This is a genomic window from Pseudomonas rubra (genome assembly GCF_028656935.1).
Taxonomy (GTDB): Bacteria; Pseudomonadota; Gammaproteobacteria; order Pseudomonadales; family Pseudomonadaceae; genus Aquipseudomonas; species Aquipseudomonas rubra.
In genome coordinates this window covers 13,269-27,458 of the sequence record NZ_JAMDGZ010000079.1, presented here as the reverse complement: position 1 = coordinate 27,458, position 14,190 = coordinate 13,269, and the positions used below count along the sequence as shown (strand labels likewise).

Here is a 14,190-nt window from a genome sequence, read left to right as displayed (position 1 = left end):
CGGGCTTGCCCCGCGATATGACCAACGGCGCCACAGCTTCGGAAAAACTGGCTTCACTGTCTTAGTTGCCAACCACACCAAGGTGAAGACAATGAGCATGATGGACTGGGAAGCCTACCGTAAGCAGTTGATGGCCGGCATCGGCGATCTCAAGCAACTCTCTCCCGATACCGTAAACGGCTACATGACCGCCAGCGGCGCCGGAACCAAGACCAACCACCTGGACGCCAAGACCCGCGAGCTGATTTCCCTGGCCGTGGCTGTCACCACTCGCTGCGACGGCTGCATCGCCGTGCACTCGGCCCAGGCGGTCAAGCACGGCGCCAGCCGCGAGGAAATCGCCGAAGCCCTCGGCGTGGCGGTGGCGATGAACGCCGGGGCAGCGCTGGTGTACTCGGCGCGAGCCATGGACGCGGTGGGCAAGGCCGGGCAGTAATTCTCGTCAAGTGAGTGCGCGGCCGCGCCGCGCCTCACCCACTGCCTGGCGTTTTCGCATAAGCTTGCGGGCGAACCCTTTGCAGGAGCCCCCATGATCCACATCCGCCCCATGACCGCCGCTGACTTCGCGCTTTTCTGGCCAACCTTCCAGGCCATTGTCAGTGCCCGTGAAACCTATGCCTTCGACCCGGCCATGAGCCAGGAACAGGCCCGCCAGTTGTGGCTGGAAACGCCACTGCGAACCCTGGTGGCTGAAGAGGAGGGTGTGCTGCTGGGCTCCTACTTTCTCAAGGCCAATGCCGCCGGCCCCGGCAGCCATGTGAGCAATTGCGGCTACATGGTCTGCGATGCTGCCCGTGGCCGTGGTGTGGCGCGGTTGATGTGCGAACACTCCCAAGGCCTGGCGCGCGAGCTGGGGTTCAGTGCCATGCAGTTCAACTCGGTGGTATCGAGCAACGAGGTCGCGGTGGCCTTGTGGCAGAAGCTAGGTTTCGCCATTGTCGGGCGCTTGCCCAACGCCTATCGCCACGCACGCCTGGGGCTGGTGGACAGCCTGGTGATGTACAAGTGGCTGGAAGAACCCAAACAGCCGATGTTGATCGGGCGCAAGAATATCGAGGCAGTGGTGTCGCGCAAACGCGGGCGTTGAGCATGGCGATGTTCAAAGACCTGTAAGCAACAAACTGATCTGGGCAAATGCGCAAGCCGTTGACTGCAAAGGTTTTCGGTGTTCAGATGCGCGCCAGTTTCAGGTGTCCTGCGCCGCCGTGCGCAGGGTGAAACGGGAAGCCGGTGCATCATGTCCATGACTAGTCCGGCGCTGCCCCCGCAACGGTAAGCGAGCGAAGCCTTCGAAACACCACTGTGCCTTGGCATGGGAAGGTGAAGGCCTTCATGACCCTCGCAAGCCCGGAGACCGGCCTGAAGCCTCTGTTTGGCAACCCCGCGGCGGGCGGGCGCAGGCCGGTTGGCGTTCGCCTGCGCGCGCCATTCCTCCATGCGTTGTTCCCTCCGGGATTCATTCTTCCTGTTGATTGTGGAACGACATGTCCCGTAACTCCAAGCTTCACACCCTGGCGGCCAATGCTCTGGCCCCCTGCCTGGCCTTCGCCTTGCCGGCTTTCGCCGAAGACCCCAGCCCCTCTGCCCTGGCCCTGCCCTCCACGGCCATCACCAGCAGCAGCGACAACGAAACCGTCACCTTGGCCACCCCGCTACCCGCCGGCTCGCGCCTGAACCTCAGCGCCATGGACACCCCGGCCAGCACCAGCAGCCTCACCCGCGAGGCCATCGAAGGGCGCAACAACCTCACCGTACAGGACGCCGTGACCCGCTCGCCGGGTATCACCTCGGTGGCCACCCCGGGCAACGGCAACACCGCCCTGTCGGCCCGCGGCTTCAGCGGCCACGGTTCGGTGATGACCCTGTTCGACGGCTCGCGGATGTACACCGGCGCCGGCACCCAGAGCTTCCCGGTCGACCCGTGGATGGTCGAGCGCATCGACGTGATCCGTGGCCCGGCCTCGGTGCTGTATGGCGAAGGCGCCACCGGTGCGGTGATCAACGTGATCCCGAAAAAACCGTTTGCCGGCGAGATCCGCAACCACCTGCGCCTGGGCTACGATTCCTACGATCGTCAGCAACTGGGCCTGGACAGCGGCGGCTCGCTGAGCGAGCGACTGAGCTACCGGGTGACCCTCAACCGCCAGGAAGGCAATGGCTGGATTGATCGCGGTGATTCGAAAAATCTGGCCATGAGCGCGGCCCTGCGCTTTGACGCCAGCGACGACCTGAGCTTCACCCTCGCCCACGAGCGCGGCGACGCCGACCCGATGAACTACTTCGGCACGCCGCTGATCGACGGCCATTACCGCGACAGCCTGCGCAAGAAGAACTACAACCTCAAGGACTCGGCCCAGCACTACCACGATGAGTGGACCCGCTTTAACACCGACTGGGTCATCAGCGACTCGATCAGCGCCAACAACCAGCTGTACTACCTCAAGAGCCGCCGCCATTGGCGCAACGCCGAGGACTACACCTGGAACAGCGGCGTCGGCCAGCTGGAGCGTGGCAGCTACCTGGAGATCAAGCACGACCAGGAACAGGTCGGCGACCGCCAGAGCTTTACCTTCGACCATTCACTGTTCGGCCTGGCCAGCAAGACCGTGGTCGGCGCCGAGTACAACCGCATCCGTTTCGGCATCGACAGCAACTCGCCGTACAACGACATCGGCGGCGACTTCATCGACCCGTGGAACCCGGCGCCCGGCTACTTCCACAGCGCAAGCGTGACCCGTCCGCAATCCGACAGTACCACCCGCACCTTCGCCCTGTTCGCCGAGAACCGCACCCAGCTGTCAGAGCGCTGGTCGCTGGTGACCGGTATTCGCCGCGACCAGAACCATATCGACCGCACCAACCTGGTCAACGACAGCCGTAGCGACCGTAGCCTGAGCGGCGGCAACTGGCGCGCCGGGCTGGTGTTTGCGGTCAACGACGCGCTGAGCCTGTACGGCCAGTACTCCACCAGTGAGGATGGCGTCAGCGACCTGGCCACCCTGAGCCCGAGCCAGCAGAAATTCGACCTGACCGAAGCCAAACAGACCGAATTCGGCCTCAAGCAGCTGTTCTGGGATGGCCGTGGCGAGTGGACCCTGGCGGCCTATCACATCGTCAAGAAGAAGCTGCTGGTCGACAACCCGACCACTCACCAGAAAGAACAGGCCGGTCAGCAGACCTCCGATGGCCTGGAGGCGACCCTGGAACTGGCCCTGGCCAACCAGTGGCAGGTCTCGGCCAACGCCTCGGTGGTCCGCGCCAAGTACGACGACTTCGACCAGACCGTGGGCGGGCAGACCGTTTCCCGTGCCGGCAATCGCCCGAGCAACGTGCCGCGACGTACCGCCAACCTGTGGGTCAGCAAAGGTTTTAGCCACAACGTCGACGCCGGCATGGGCCTGCGCTATGTCGATGAGCGCTATGCCAACACCGCCAACTCCCAGAGCGTGCCGGGCTTTACCGTGGTCGACGCCAACCTGGGCTGGCAGGTACTGCCGGATGTGCGCTTGGGCTTGCAGTTGAACAACCTGCTGGACCGCCGTTATGCGGCCACCGCGCACAGTGGCGAGCAGTGGCTGATGGGTGAGCCGCGGTCGTATTTTGCGACAGTGGATTACAGCTTCTAAAGCACCATCGTACCTGTGGGAGCTGGCTTGCCAGCGATGAGACCAGTGAGATTTGCGGGTTGCGAGCGCTTCGCACTCGATCGCTGGCAAGCCAGCTCCCACAGGGGTTCGCGATAACCTCAGCGTAAACCTGAAGCTGACAGCTTATGTATACTGGGACGCTTGCTTACCTGCTGTCGGGAGCGCCAAGGATGCTGCCAGGTTCCAATTCCCCTGCCACCCCACTCGCCCGCCTGCGCGGCAAGGTCGGTCTGTACTTTGTCGCCGCCCTGTCGGTGCTGGCCGGCATGACCGACGCCATCGGCTTCATGGCCACCGGCGATTTCGTCTCGTTCATGAGCGGCAACACCACACGCCTGGCGGTATCGCTGGGTGCAGGCGAACTCACGCCGATCCTGCGCATTGCCGCCGTGCTGCTGGCCTTTGTCGTCGGCAATGCCCTGGGGGTGGTGATCGCCCGCCTCAGCGGCCGCCGGCCGTGCCCGTTGCTGCTGATCATCGCTGCGCTGCTGGCGCTGGCGGCATTGCTGCCCGGCGCCGCGCAACTGCCGGCCCTGGTGGCGGCAGTGACCGCCATGGGCATGATCAACGCCGTGGTCGAAGAAGTGAACGGCCTGCCGATCGGCCTGACCTACGTCACCGGCGCCCTCTCGCGCTTTGGCCGCGGCCTGGGCCGGGCGCTGCTGGGTGAGCGCCGTCAGGGCTGGCGGGTGCAGTTGATTCCCTGGACCGGGATGTTTGTCGGCGCCGTACTCGGGGTGCTGCTGGAGCAGGCTTTCGAGCTTGCCGCCCTGCTGTTCAGCGCCCTGCTGGCGGCCACGCTGGGCTTGATCTCGCTGAAGATCCCACGGCGCTGGCAGCTCAGGTACATGCCTCGCTAGAACGAGCTACAGGCAGGTCGCCAACGCGGCCATGCGGCGCAGTGCGACGTTGTCGTTGTGCTTGGCGTAGTAGCTGACGGCAGTGCTGCCACCCTGGGCGCGGATATCGGCGAAGGACTCGGCTTCGCGGGTGTACACGGTGAAACCGCCTTGCTTGCCAGGCTCCAGGTAACCGCTGGCATCGACCCCGAACACGTCCTCGTCCTGCCAACCGAACTGGATGCACTGGGCAACCACATCCGCCGCCTTGCTCGAGTTGAACGCCTTGGTCGGCGCCTGGCTGCGTGCCGCCTCCATGGCCGAAGACGCACAACCGGCCAATACTGTTGCCGCCACTACCAGCAAAACTGCGCGCATGACACACCCTCGTCAAAAAAAACGCGACTGTATCACCCAGCCGCCATCCGCGTCGTGCTTTGCCGCGCCAGGCATGCGACCATCGCCCCACCCCGCCAGGATCAGCACCGTCACCATGCACGTCTCCCGCACCACCTTGATCATTCGCCGCATCGGCGCCTGGCTGCTCGATACCCTGCTCGCCCTCGGCGCCTGGTTCGCCCTGGCCTTGCTGGGCCTTGGCCGCGGCGAAGACGGCATGCTGCTGATGCAACTGCTGTACTTCCCGGTCTTTGAATACCTGATGCGCGGGCAAACCCCAGGCAAGCTGCTGTTGGGGCTGACGGTGATCAACCGCGCCGGCCAGCCGCCGAGTTTGTTGCAGGCATTGCTGCGCGGCATCACCCGGCCGATCGAGGCGGCCTTTGGCCTGATCGTGGTCTGGCTGTGCGCCGAGTCGCGCTATTGCCAACGGCCCGGCGACAAGCTGGCGCGCACCTGGGTCATTGACACCCGCGACCTCAAGGCACTGCGCCAGCAATTGAGCCAGGGGTGAGCTACAGCGGCTCGTCGGCCTCTGCCGCTTCGATTGCGCGCTTGTTGGAAAAACCGATGGAAAAGCCGATCAAACCGGCCACATACAGCCCGGCCAGGCACAGAAACACCGACAGTTCCAATCCGAAAATCGCTTGCGAAATACCCGCCATCACCAACACCAGCAGGCTGCCAAATACATTGGTATCGGCGTTCTTGTGATTGAGCAGGAAGGTACCCAGCACAGACAGGGCCACCAGGCTCAGGCAAATGGCGATATAGGAGAAGGCCTTGTTATCCCAGATCAGGAACACATTGATCTTGGAGGTGTAGTCGATGATGTAGCCGATCAGTGTGATGCAGCCAATCAAACCAAACGCCAAGGCGGTGCCCTTCCAGTTGTTGGTGTTCTGGTCCAAACCTTTCTTCCTTGAATGATAAAAAACGGCGGCAACTCTACCACCAATCCGCCGCAATGCCCCGCGCGCTGCAGCACATCAACAATCGCGCGCTGAATTTCTGCCAGACTTGCAGCCTTCAGGTATCAGGATGACTGCATGAATCACGATCTGCTCTGGGTGCTCGGCTTGCTGTTCAGCGCCGTGGCCCTGTTCATCGCCAACCGGCCACGCATGGACGTGGTCGCCCTGTTGGTGATTGTCGCTTTGCCGCTGCTGGGCATCATCAGCGTGCAGGAAGCCCTGGCCGGTTTCAGCGACCCCAACGTGGTGCTGATTGCCGCCCTGTTCGTGATCGGCGAAGGCCTGGTGCGCACCGGTATTGCCTACCGCATTGGCGAGTGGATGGCTGAGCGCGCCGGCAACAGCGAAGCACGGCTGATCGTGTTGCTGATGGTCTGCGTGGCCGGGCTGGGCTCAGTGATGAGCTCCACCGGGGTGGTGGCGATCTTCATCCCGGTGGTGTTGAGCATTGCCGCGCGCATGCGCATCTCGCCCAGCCGCCTGATGATGCCGCTGGCCTTCGCCGGGCTGATCAGCGGCATGCTCAGCCTGGTAGCAACACCGCCTAACGTGGTGGTGCACAGTGAGCTGGTGCGCCACGGCGAAAGCGGCTTCAGTTTTTTCAGCTTTACCCCGTTCGGCCTGGTGGTGCTGCTGCTCGGTGTGGGCTACATGCTGCTGACCCGCCACTGGCTGGGCGGCGAAGTGCGCAAGGACGGCAGCGCACAAACCCGCCGCACCCTGCTCGACCTGATCATCGACTACAAGCTCGCCGGCCGCGAACGACGCCTGCGCGTGCGCCCTGGTTCACCGCTGATCGGCCACAGCCTCAGCGAATTGAAACTGCGCACCGAACACGGCGCCAGCGTGGTCGGCATCGAGCGCCAGCACAAGTTCACCACCCGCGTGCTCAGCCCCGATTCGAGCACCACGGTGCACGAAGGCGACGTGCTGCTACTGGACCTGTTCGCGCCCAAGGACGACCTGCGCAGCCTGTGCCAGAACATGCAACTGGAACCCCTGCACTTCAAGGCCGCCTATTTCATCGACCAGTCCCAGGAGGTAGGCATGGCCGAAGTGGCGGTGCCACCCGGCTCATTACTGATCGGCAAGAGCCTGCTGGAGCTGACCTTCCGCAGCCGCTGGGGGCTCAACGTGGTCGGCCTGCGCCGCGACCAGAACGCCATCGACGAGCAGTTGGTGGAGGAAAAGCTCAAGCTGGGCGATACCCTGCTGGTGATCGGCACCTGGAAAGCCATTCGCCAGTTGCAGACCCAGCCTCGGGACTTTCTGGTGCTGAGCCTGCCGGCAGAAATCGACAATGTCGCGCCCGCTGGCAACCGCGCACCCTACGCGCTGATCAGCCTGGCGGTGATGGTCGCGCTGATGGTCAGCGGCGTGGTGCCCAACGTGATTGCCGCCTTGATCGGCTGCCTGCTGATGGGCGCCGGGCGCTGCATCGACATGAACAGCGCCTACCGCGCCATCCACTGGCAGAGCCTGGTGCTGATCGTCGGCATGCTGCCCTTTGCCCTGGCCCTGCAGAAAACCGGCGGCATCGCCCTGGCCGTGCACGGCCTGGTGCAGATGCTCGGTAGCGCCGGGCCCTATGTGATTCTCGCCAGCCTGTTCACCATTACCGCGATCATCGGCCTGTTCATCTCCAACACAGCCACTGCGGTGCTGATGGCGCCCGTGGCGATCAGCACCGCCGAGCAACTGGGAGCCTCGCCCTACCCCTTCGCGATGATCGTTGCCCTGGCGGCATCCGCGGCGTTCATGACCCCGGTGTCATCGCCGGTCAACACCCTGGTGCTCGGCCCCGGCCAGTACCGCTTCGCCGATTTCGTCAAGATCGGCGTGCCCTTCACGGTGCTGGTGATGGTGGTCAGCGTGATCATGGTGCCGTGGATTTTTGCCCTGTGACGGCGGCTTGCTTTTGTTGCTTGAGGGTTTCGGCCGCCTGACGCCAGTCCCGCGCCCAACCGTCGAGCACCACCTTGAGGTTATCGGCGGTCATCACCTGATCGTCGTTCTCCAGCGGCAGGCCGGTGCCCTTGCGCACCACCTCGGCGAGCACCGTACGGCTGCCGCCATCGAGAAAGGCCGCCTCGGTGGCGATCACGCTGTCCAGGTCGCGGATGCCCACGGCGCTGCTGACCCCGGCCGCCACCAACGTCACCGGCAGGTACTCATAGAAGTGCAATGCCTGGGTATGGGCGCCCACCGAGGTGATCGCCGGGCGGATGATCAACGTGTGCGGGCCGGGCTCCTCGACCAGATTCAACACTTTGCCCAGCTCGCGCTTGAGCGCCGCGTCGTAGTAGCCGGTGACCGCTGTCAGGGTGCTCGCCGGGATCCGCTTGCTGGCTTCAGGTTTTGGGTAGAACTGGCTGGGGGCGATGTACACCTGGCTATAGCGCTCCATGCGCAAGCTCGGGCTGACCCAGCGCAACACCGAATCCCCAGAGGCAGTCTTGTGTTCACTCAACTGGTCATAGTTGCGCAGAAAGCCCGAGTACTCCTTGGGGCTGACCTTGTTCTGGCTGCAACCTGCCAGCAACAGCGAGACACTCAACAGCGGTACGATCAATTGCTTGCGCATGCTCAGCCTCCAAAGCCGTCGTTGGCCGGGGTCGGCGTGGTGGTGGAACGGTCGACGTGCAGCTCACCCTGGCTCATGATCCAGTGCACCAGTTCAGCCAGGGGGATCTTGTAGCTGTACTCCATCCACTGGTTGCTGGTCGGGCTGTAGCGCTCAAAATAATGGCTCAGGACCATGTGCCTGCCATCGCTGGACAAGCCCAGCCGCGAGTCCTGGTAGCTGAGCAGCGCATTGCGCCAGAGCTCCTGGGTGCGCAGGTCGAGGGTCAAGTACTGGCTGCTGTCGAAGCTGTCGATCGGGTGTGTAGCCGGCATGGAGAACTCCCTGGTTTGAACTGGCCACAGAGTGCGCTCCGGCTTTTGCTGGCAGATGTCCCGTTTGTGTCAGGCCGGCAGGATTATTGCGAGATTGAAATATATGACCGCCAGCGCAGAATGGTTTTAGATATGCACTTTTCACGCCCATGGACCACAACGTGAGCAGACTGCTGATTGTCGATGACGACATGGAAATTTGCGCCCTGCTGAAGAAGTTCTTTCTTCGCCACGGCTACGACGTCGACCTGGCCGGCAATGGCGATGCCATGTGGGCCGCCATTGAACTCAATCGCCCGGACATCATCATCCTCGACCTGATGCTGCCCGGCGAAGGCGGCCTGAGCCTGTGCCAGAAACTGCGGGCCAACACCGGCATCCCGATCGTCATGCTCACCGCCATGGATGAACTGAGCGATCGTATCGTCGGCCTTGAGCTGGGCGCCGACGACTACCTGGGCAAACCCTTCGATGCCCGCGAGCTGCTCGCGCGCCTGCGGGCGGTGCAGCGCCGGGCCGGGGAGCAACTGCGGCCGGCCAGCGAAGAAAGCCGGCCGGTGATCCACTTCGACAACTGGCAACTGGACGTGACCCGGCGTGAACTGCGCACGCCCGAAGGGGTGATGGTGCCGTTGTCGGCCGGCGAGTTCGACCTGCTGCTGGTGTTCCTTGAGCATCCGCAGCGCATCCTCACCCGCGAACAGTTGATCGACCTCGCCCGCGGCCAGGGCCACGAAGCCTTTGACCGCAGCATCGATGTGCAGGTCAGCCGCCTGCGGCGCAAGATCGAGCCCGACAGCAAGCGTCCGGAGCTGATCCGCACGGTGCGCAACGGCGGTTACCTGTTCAGTGCCAAGGTCAGCCGCTCATGATCCGCCTCGACCTGCGCCGCGACAGCATCAGCCGGCGCATCGCCCTGACCATCATTGTCGCGATGCTGACTTCGGTGGCACTCAACGTGCTGTTCGTGCAACTGGCCGGGGTGTGGGCGCGCCCGCCGCTGGGCCAGACCGGCCTGCTGGAACAGATCGCCATCACCACCCGCACCCTCGAAGCCGCGCCGCCCGAGCTGCGCCCGACGCTGGCCGCTGCGGCCAGCAACCCGCTGCTGCAGGTGCAGTGGAGCCACCAGCGCGCCGACCTGCAACTACCTGGGCCTGGTGCGCGCATTACCCTGGAGCAAGCCCCGCCTCTGCAGCGCTTGCTGGCCGATAGCCCGCGCCACCTGGAAGGCTTCCAGCCCAGCGACTGGCCAGCGGACAGCCCCGATGCCCATTACAAACTGGTCATGCAGATCAACGACGGCAGCTGGCTGGCCTTCACCCCGCCTTACCGCAGTTGGGGCCTGAGTTCAGCCCTGCGCTTTACCATCATCGGCGTGCTGGCGCTGGTTGCCGCATTGCTGGTGGCCTGGGTCGGCACCCGTCAGCTGGCCGGCCCGCTGCAGCGTTTTGCCCGGGCGGCGCGGCGCTTTGGCAGTGATTTTCGCGCACCGCCCATTGGCCTTGAAGGCCCGCACGAATGGCGCCAGGCGATCACCGCCTTCAACACCATGCAGGCGCAAATCCAGCACTTCGTCGCCGAACGCACGCAAATGCTCGCAGCCATCTCCCATGACCTGCGCGCCCCCTTGACGCGCATGCGCCTGCGTGGCGAGTTCATCGACGACCCGGAACAACAGCGCAAGCTGTTTCGTGACGTCGATGAAATGCAGAGCATGATCAATGCGGCGCTGGGGTTCTTCCGTGACGAGACCCGGCTGGAGGAAACCACCCCGTTCGACCTCGCCGAGCTGCTGCAAACCTTGATCGACGACTACCGCGACCAGCAGATCAATGTGGCATTCAGCGGGCCCGCCAACCTGGTGTTCAACGGGCGGCCCCTGGGCTTGAAACGCGCCGTGACCAACTTGCTGGAAAATGCCCTGAAATACGCGTGCGAGCCCCAGGTGCGGTTGAGCAGCAGTGCCCATGGCATCGTCATCGAAATCAGCGACCGCGGCCCGGGTATCCCCGAAGCCTCGCTGGAACAGGTATTCATGCCGTTCTTTCGCCTGGAGTCCTCGCGCAACCGCGACACCGGAGGCGTTGGCCTGGGATTGTCGTCGGCGCGCTCGGCGGTGCGTGAGCAAGGCGGCGAGTTGCTGCTGAGCAACCGCCAGGGTGGTGGCCTGCGGGCACGTATCGAGTTGCCACGATGAGCAAATGGCGACCACGGCAGCCCGAGCTGCGCGACTTGGGCCTGGCCCTGTACCTGTTGAGCCTGGTGCTCCCGGCGGTACATAACGACGATCACAACTGGCTGCTCGAGGTGTACAGCCAAAGCACCAACTCCGGCTTCATGGCCTTGATCCTGGGCTTGCCAGCAGTGCTTTACGGCTACCCCGCCTGGCTGGCCAACCCCTTGTTCCTGGCCGCCTATCGCAGCCGCAGCGCCACCCGCAGCCTGATCTACGCCCTGCTCGCCTTGCTCGCGGGGCTGTCGGTGCAGTGGCAACTGGTGACCTGGCAGGATGAGGACGGCCGGTTTGTCGTCACCGGTTATACCTGGGGGTATTACCTGTGGTTGTTGTCGTTTGCCTGGGTGGCTGGGTGCGGCGTCAGGCGCATAATGAATCCGCGCCCACCGCACCTCAACGTTGCAGCGAGTCCAGGGTCAGGCCTGCCAGGTACACCACCTTCGGGTCCGGATCATTGAGGCACGCGCGCAACGCGATCAGCGCCGGCGCCAGTTTGCGCTTGCCCAGGCGACGGTTATCCAGCACACAGGCAGCATGGCGGCGAATGGCGACATGCTCGGACGCCAGACCGCGCACCACTTCCTCGATATCGTCGTTGCTGATGGTGCAGTAGCTGGAGCCTGGTTTGATCGTCTGCTCCACGTCCCCTGCACACTGCGGATGGCGCTGCAGCAGGGTTTCGAGGGGCCGGTAATCCACGACCAGCCCCTGCGCGCCCTGATCGCGAAAAGCCCTGAGGTTGGCGCAGCAGCCGGCCACCGCGAAGGTCGCCAACTGCGGATCAGCCGCCTGCGCCAGCAGCCAGTCAACATCGCCGAGGTAACCCAACGCGCTGGCACTCCAGTTGCGCGTGCTGGGTTCTTTGCCATCCACCACTTGCCCACGCAGCGCCACTATTGCCGCCGTGTCGGCCACCCCGGCCAGGCCCAGAATCATCGCCGCCCGCCATCGGTCCGGGCCCTTTTGCAGCCGGTGCAGCAACGCCGCCGTTGCGCTGGCGCCACGGGCAATCAGCCAGCGGCTCGCCTCCTCAGCGTCAATAGGCTGAGGACGCGAAAGGCAACTGAGGTAGTAGCTCACCTGTTGATCTTCTGCGAGCGCTGCAACGCGTCGACGCTCCTGTTCGGTGAAATCCTGCTCAGGAAAATGCTGCAGAAACTGTCGTGGCGAAAGGCTTTTGGCCGCAAGCTCCGGGCCGCCGTACTCATCATGGAAAAACACAATGAAGTCCTTCGCCACCCGTGGATCTTTAGCATAGATACGGTTCAGGGCCTTGGCGGCGCGCGCTACGGTCCTCAGAAAGCGCTGCTCGGCAGCTTGCCAGGCATCAGGCCCGGCGCGATTGGCATAGGTCTGCAGCGGCTCATCCAGTGCACTCAGCGCTGCGTTGGCGTAATCGTCCAGCTGCCAGTCCCAGCGCCAGTCCGCCGGGTTCCAGCGCACGCCCCAGAAACCTTCCTGCTTGCGCCGGGGATGATCCTCATCAAGCGCCACCAGGCTGTTGGCCGCAAACGACGGCAAGTCGATGACCCGCTCCTCTTCGCGGTAGCTGGCATGAAAAGCGGCGGCGTAAAGGGGGGCGACACCTTCGGCAAGCAGCGCCTCAAGCGTTGCCCGGGCCGAGTCGATCAGGCTGTTTTCCAGGGCTTTCCAGTCCATGGTCAGTGCACCACTCGCCGTGCTCGCTGCGGACGCAGAAAGTAGCCCATGAAAAAGGCAATCATCACCAGCATCGCGCCCAGGTCGGTATTGCCACCGGGCTCGACGAACTGAAACAGCCCGGTGCCCATGACAATGCCAGAGGTAATGCACAGAACAAACCACACAGCTTTCTTGAAAAACTTCACGATCGATCGACATCCCTGCCAGTAAAAAACAAAAGCCCGACCGAGGTCAGGCTTGAAGGCGGCCAACTTGGCCTAGACATCGATGTCTGTCAACTTTGCGCAAGGCTTTAACGACGGCTTAACCCAGCGAGCACTATCCTGAACGCCTCCCTTCAGAACGTTTGGCCCACCTCGGTGGGCCTTTTTTGTTGCTGCAAAATACGGCGCCTACGGGGAAACAAAATCCTGCAAACGCAGTCTGAGTTTGTACCTTCCCTACCGCCCTGCGGATCAAGGACCTCAGTGCTGAAACAGCTGACGCAAATCGCCGTGATCACCAGCGTACTGGCCGCCTCCGGCTGCTACCACCACGATTACGGCCGTGGCGACCGTGACCATCGTTACTCCCGCGACTGGGATGACCGCGACGACCACGACTATCGCCGCTACGATAAGCGCTATCGCGATGACGACCGCTACCGCAACTACGACCATGACCGCCGTCGCGATCGCTATGATGACGATTGATCGGCACAAACACCGTTAAGCTTACGCCCCACGATGCGATGGGGCTGGCACAACGTCATCGCGGGGCAAGCCCGCTCCCACAGCTCACCAAACGCAGCGCCAATTTCCCCCTATCCCAGCAAAGCCCGAGGCCACCCCACAATCTGCTTGGCCCGCGGCTGCGCATAGGTCCGCACTTTGGACGTAGTCAACTTCAAGCGCACCAGCGATTCCGCCAACGCCACCGCCGCCGTTACCCCATCCACCACCGGCACCCCGGTGCGCGCCTGGATCTGCTCCTCCAGCCCGACCATGCCGCCACAGCCCAGGCAAATCACTTCGGCCTTGTCAAACTGCACCGCCTTCTCGGCCTCAGCCACCACCGACTCGATGGCCCGCTGCGGGTCTTCTTCCAGCTCCAGCACTGCCAGCCCACTGGCACGCACCGAGGCGCAGCGGCTGTCCAGCCCGGCCAGTTTCAGGCGGTCCTCGATCAGCGGCACCGTGCGGTCCAGGGTAGTGACCACCGAGTAGCGATGGCCCAGCAACATGGCCACACTGGCCGCCGCCTCGGTGATATCCACCACCGGCACATTGAGCAACTCCTGCAAGCCTTCACGGCCATGCTCGCCATACCCGGCCTGGATCACCGCATCGAACGGCTGGTCATAGCTGAGCACCCGCTCCATCACCGCCACCGCCGCCAGGTAACTTTCGAAGTTGCCCTCCACCGACTCTGCGCCAAAGCGCGGGGTCAGGCCGACGATCTCGGTACCGGGCGAGGCCACGCTGCGGGCCTGGCGGGCGATGGCGTCGGTAATCGACACGGTGGTGTTGACGTTTACGACCAGTATTCTCATT

17 protein-coding genes and 1 riboswitch are annotated in these 14,190 nt (G+C 63.6%); of the genes, 10 read left to right on the top strand and 7 right to left on the bottom strand.

The genetic code is table 11. From position 1 onward, the window contains the following. Positions 1 to 91 precede the first annotated feature (91 nt). The 4 genes from M5G17_RS26420 (at position 92) to M5G17_RS26405 (ending at position 4,507) form a co-directional block, all read left to right on the top strand. Complete coding sequence (locus tag M5G17_RS26420) at positions 92 to 436, top strand: carboxymuconolactone decarboxylase family protein (protein WP_273895808.1); 345 nt, start codon at positions 92 to 94, stop codon at positions 434 to 436. A 93-nt stretch (positions 437 to 529) separates the two neighbouring features. Then, entirely contained in the window at positions 530 to 1,087 is a 558-nt protein-coding gene (locus tag M5G17_RS26415; RefSeq protein WP_273895807.1) for a GNAT family N-acetyltransferase, read from the top strand. Positions 1,088 to 1,171: 84 nt separating this feature from the next. After that, a riboswitch (cobalamin riboswitch) is annotated at positions 1,172 to 1,377 on the top strand. A gap of 107 nt (positions 1,378 to 1,484) precedes the next feature. Then, complete coding sequence (locus M5G17_RS26410; RefSeq protein ID WP_273895806.1) at positions 1,485 to 3,626, top strand: TonB-dependent receptor; 2,142 nt, start codon at positions 1,485 to 1,487, stop codon at positions 3,624 to 3,626. Between the two features lie 191 nt (positions 3,627 to 3,817). Continuing rightward, the gene (locus M5G17_RS26405) at positions 3,818 to 4,507 is read left to right on the top strand and encodes a YoaK family protein (protein ID WP_273895805.1); all 690 of its coding nucleotides are present in this window, start codon (positions 3,818 to 3,820) and stop codon (positions 4,505 to 4,507) included. Between the two features lie 6 nt (positions 4,508 to 4,513). Here M5G17_RS26405 and M5G17_RS26400 read toward each other — a convergent pair whose 3' ends face one another. Next, entirely contained in the window at positions 4,514 to 4,864 is a 351-nt protein-coding gene (locus M5G17_RS26400; RefSeq protein WP_273895804.1) for a hypothetical protein, read from the bottom strand. Between the two features lie 115 nt (positions 4,865 to 4,979). Here M5G17_RS26400 and M5G17_RS26395 point away from each other — a divergent pair, with 115 nt between their 5' ends. Continuing rightward, positions 4,980 to 5,399, top strand: a complete 420-nt coding sequence (locus tag M5G17_RS26395) for an RDD family protein (RefSeq protein ID WP_273895803.1) — start codon at positions 4,980 to 4,982, stop codon at positions 5,397 to 5,399. A gap of 1 nt (position 5,400) precedes the next feature. On the opposite strand, the gene M5G17_RS26390 is transcribed toward M5G17_RS26395, so the two are convergent. Then, on the bottom strand, positions 5,401 to 5,796 hold the full coding sequence (locus M5G17_RS26390; protein WP_273895802.1) for a hypothetical protein: 396 nt from the start codon (positions 5,794 to 5,796) through the stop codon (positions 5,401 to 5,403). Positions 5,797 to 5,934: 138 nt separating this feature from the next. Between M5G17_RS26390 and M5G17_RS26385 the strand changes: the two genes are divergently transcribed. Continuing rightward, a complete protein-coding gene (locus M5G17_RS26385) occupies positions 5,935 to 7,764 on the top strand; it encodes an SLC13 family permease (protein ID WP_273895801.1) in 1,830 nt (609 codons plus the stop codon). Here M5G17_RS26385 and M5G17_RS26380 read toward each other — a convergent pair. Together M5G17_RS26380 and M5G17_RS26375 are read right to left on the bottom strand one after the other, a co-directional pair. Beyond that, the gene (locus M5G17_RS26380) at positions 7,736 to 8,443 is read right to left on the bottom strand and encodes a DUF3313 domain-containing protein (protein ID WP_273895800.1); all 708 of its coding nucleotides are present in this window, start codon (positions 8,441 to 8,443) and stop codon (positions 7,736 to 7,738) included. The two genes, M5G17_RS26385 and M5G17_RS26380, sit on opposite strands and share 29 nt — an antisense overlap. Before the next feature lie 2 nt (positions 8,444 to 8,445). Next, a complete protein-coding gene (locus M5G17_RS26375; RefSeq protein ID WP_273895799.1) occupies positions 8,446 to 8,757 on the bottom strand; it encodes a hypothetical protein in 312 nt (103 codons plus the stop codon). Positions 8,758 to 8,906: 149 nt separating this feature from the next. Here M5G17_RS26375 and M5G17_RS26370 point away from each other — a divergent pair, with 149 nt between their 5' ends. The 3 genes from M5G17_RS26370 to M5G17_RS26360 are packed head-to-tail and all read left to right on the top strand — an operon-like array spanning position 8,907 to position 11,454. Beyond that, a complete protein-coding gene (locus M5G17_RS26370) occupies positions 8,907 to 9,629 on the top strand; it encodes a response regulator (protein WP_273895798.1) in 723 nt (240 codons plus the stop codon). After that, on the top strand, positions 9,626 to 10,957 hold the full coding sequence (locus M5G17_RS26365; protein WP_273895797.1) for a sensor histidine kinase: 1,332 nt from the start codon (positions 9,626 to 9,628) through the stop codon (positions 10,955 to 10,957). Before M5G17_RS26370 ends, M5G17_RS26365 begins: the two co-directional genes overlap by 4 nt. Beyond that, positions 10,954 to 11,454, top strand: coding sequence for a hypothetical protein (locus M5G17_RS26360; RefSeq protein WP_273895796.1), 501 nt, complete (start codon positions 10,954 to 10,956; stop codon positions 11,452 to 11,454). Before M5G17_RS26365 ends, M5G17_RS26360 begins: the two co-directional genes overlap by 4 nt. Here M5G17_RS26360 and M5G17_RS26355 read toward each other — a convergent pair. After that, positions 11,390 to 12,655, bottom strand: coding sequence for a DUF4303 domain-containing protein (locus M5G17_RS26355; RefSeq protein ID WP_273895795.1), 1,266 nt, complete (start codon positions 12,653 to 12,655; stop codon positions 11,390 to 11,392). The two genes, M5G17_RS26360 and M5G17_RS26355, sit on opposite strands and share 65 nt — an antisense overlap. Before the next feature lie 2 nt (positions 12,656 to 12,657). Further along, positions 12,658 to 12,843 carry a hypothetical protein gene (locus tag M5G17_RS26350; protein ID WP_273895794.1) on the bottom strand — a complete coding sequence of 62 codons (186 nt, stop codon included), beginning with the start codon at positions 12,841 to 12,843 and terminating at the stop codon, positions 12,658 to 12,660. A 282-nt stretch (positions 12,844 to 13,125) separates the two neighbouring features. On the opposite strand from M5G17_RS26350, the gene M5G17_RS26345 reads away from it, so the two are divergent. Further along, positions 13,126 to 13,350, top strand: a complete 225-nt coding sequence (locus tag M5G17_RS26345) for a hypothetical protein (RefSeq protein WP_273895793.1) — start codon at positions 13,126 to 13,128, stop codon at positions 13,348 to 13,350. A gap of 110 nt (positions 13,351 to 13,460) precedes the next feature. On the opposite strand, the gene M5G17_RS26340 is transcribed toward M5G17_RS26345, so the two are convergent. Then, a complete protein-coding gene (locus tag M5G17_RS26340; RefSeq protein WP_273895791.1) occupies positions 13,461 to 14,189 on the bottom strand; it encodes an aspartate/glutamate racemase family protein in 729 nt (242 codons plus the stop codon). Position 14,190 lies beyond the last annotated feature (1 nt).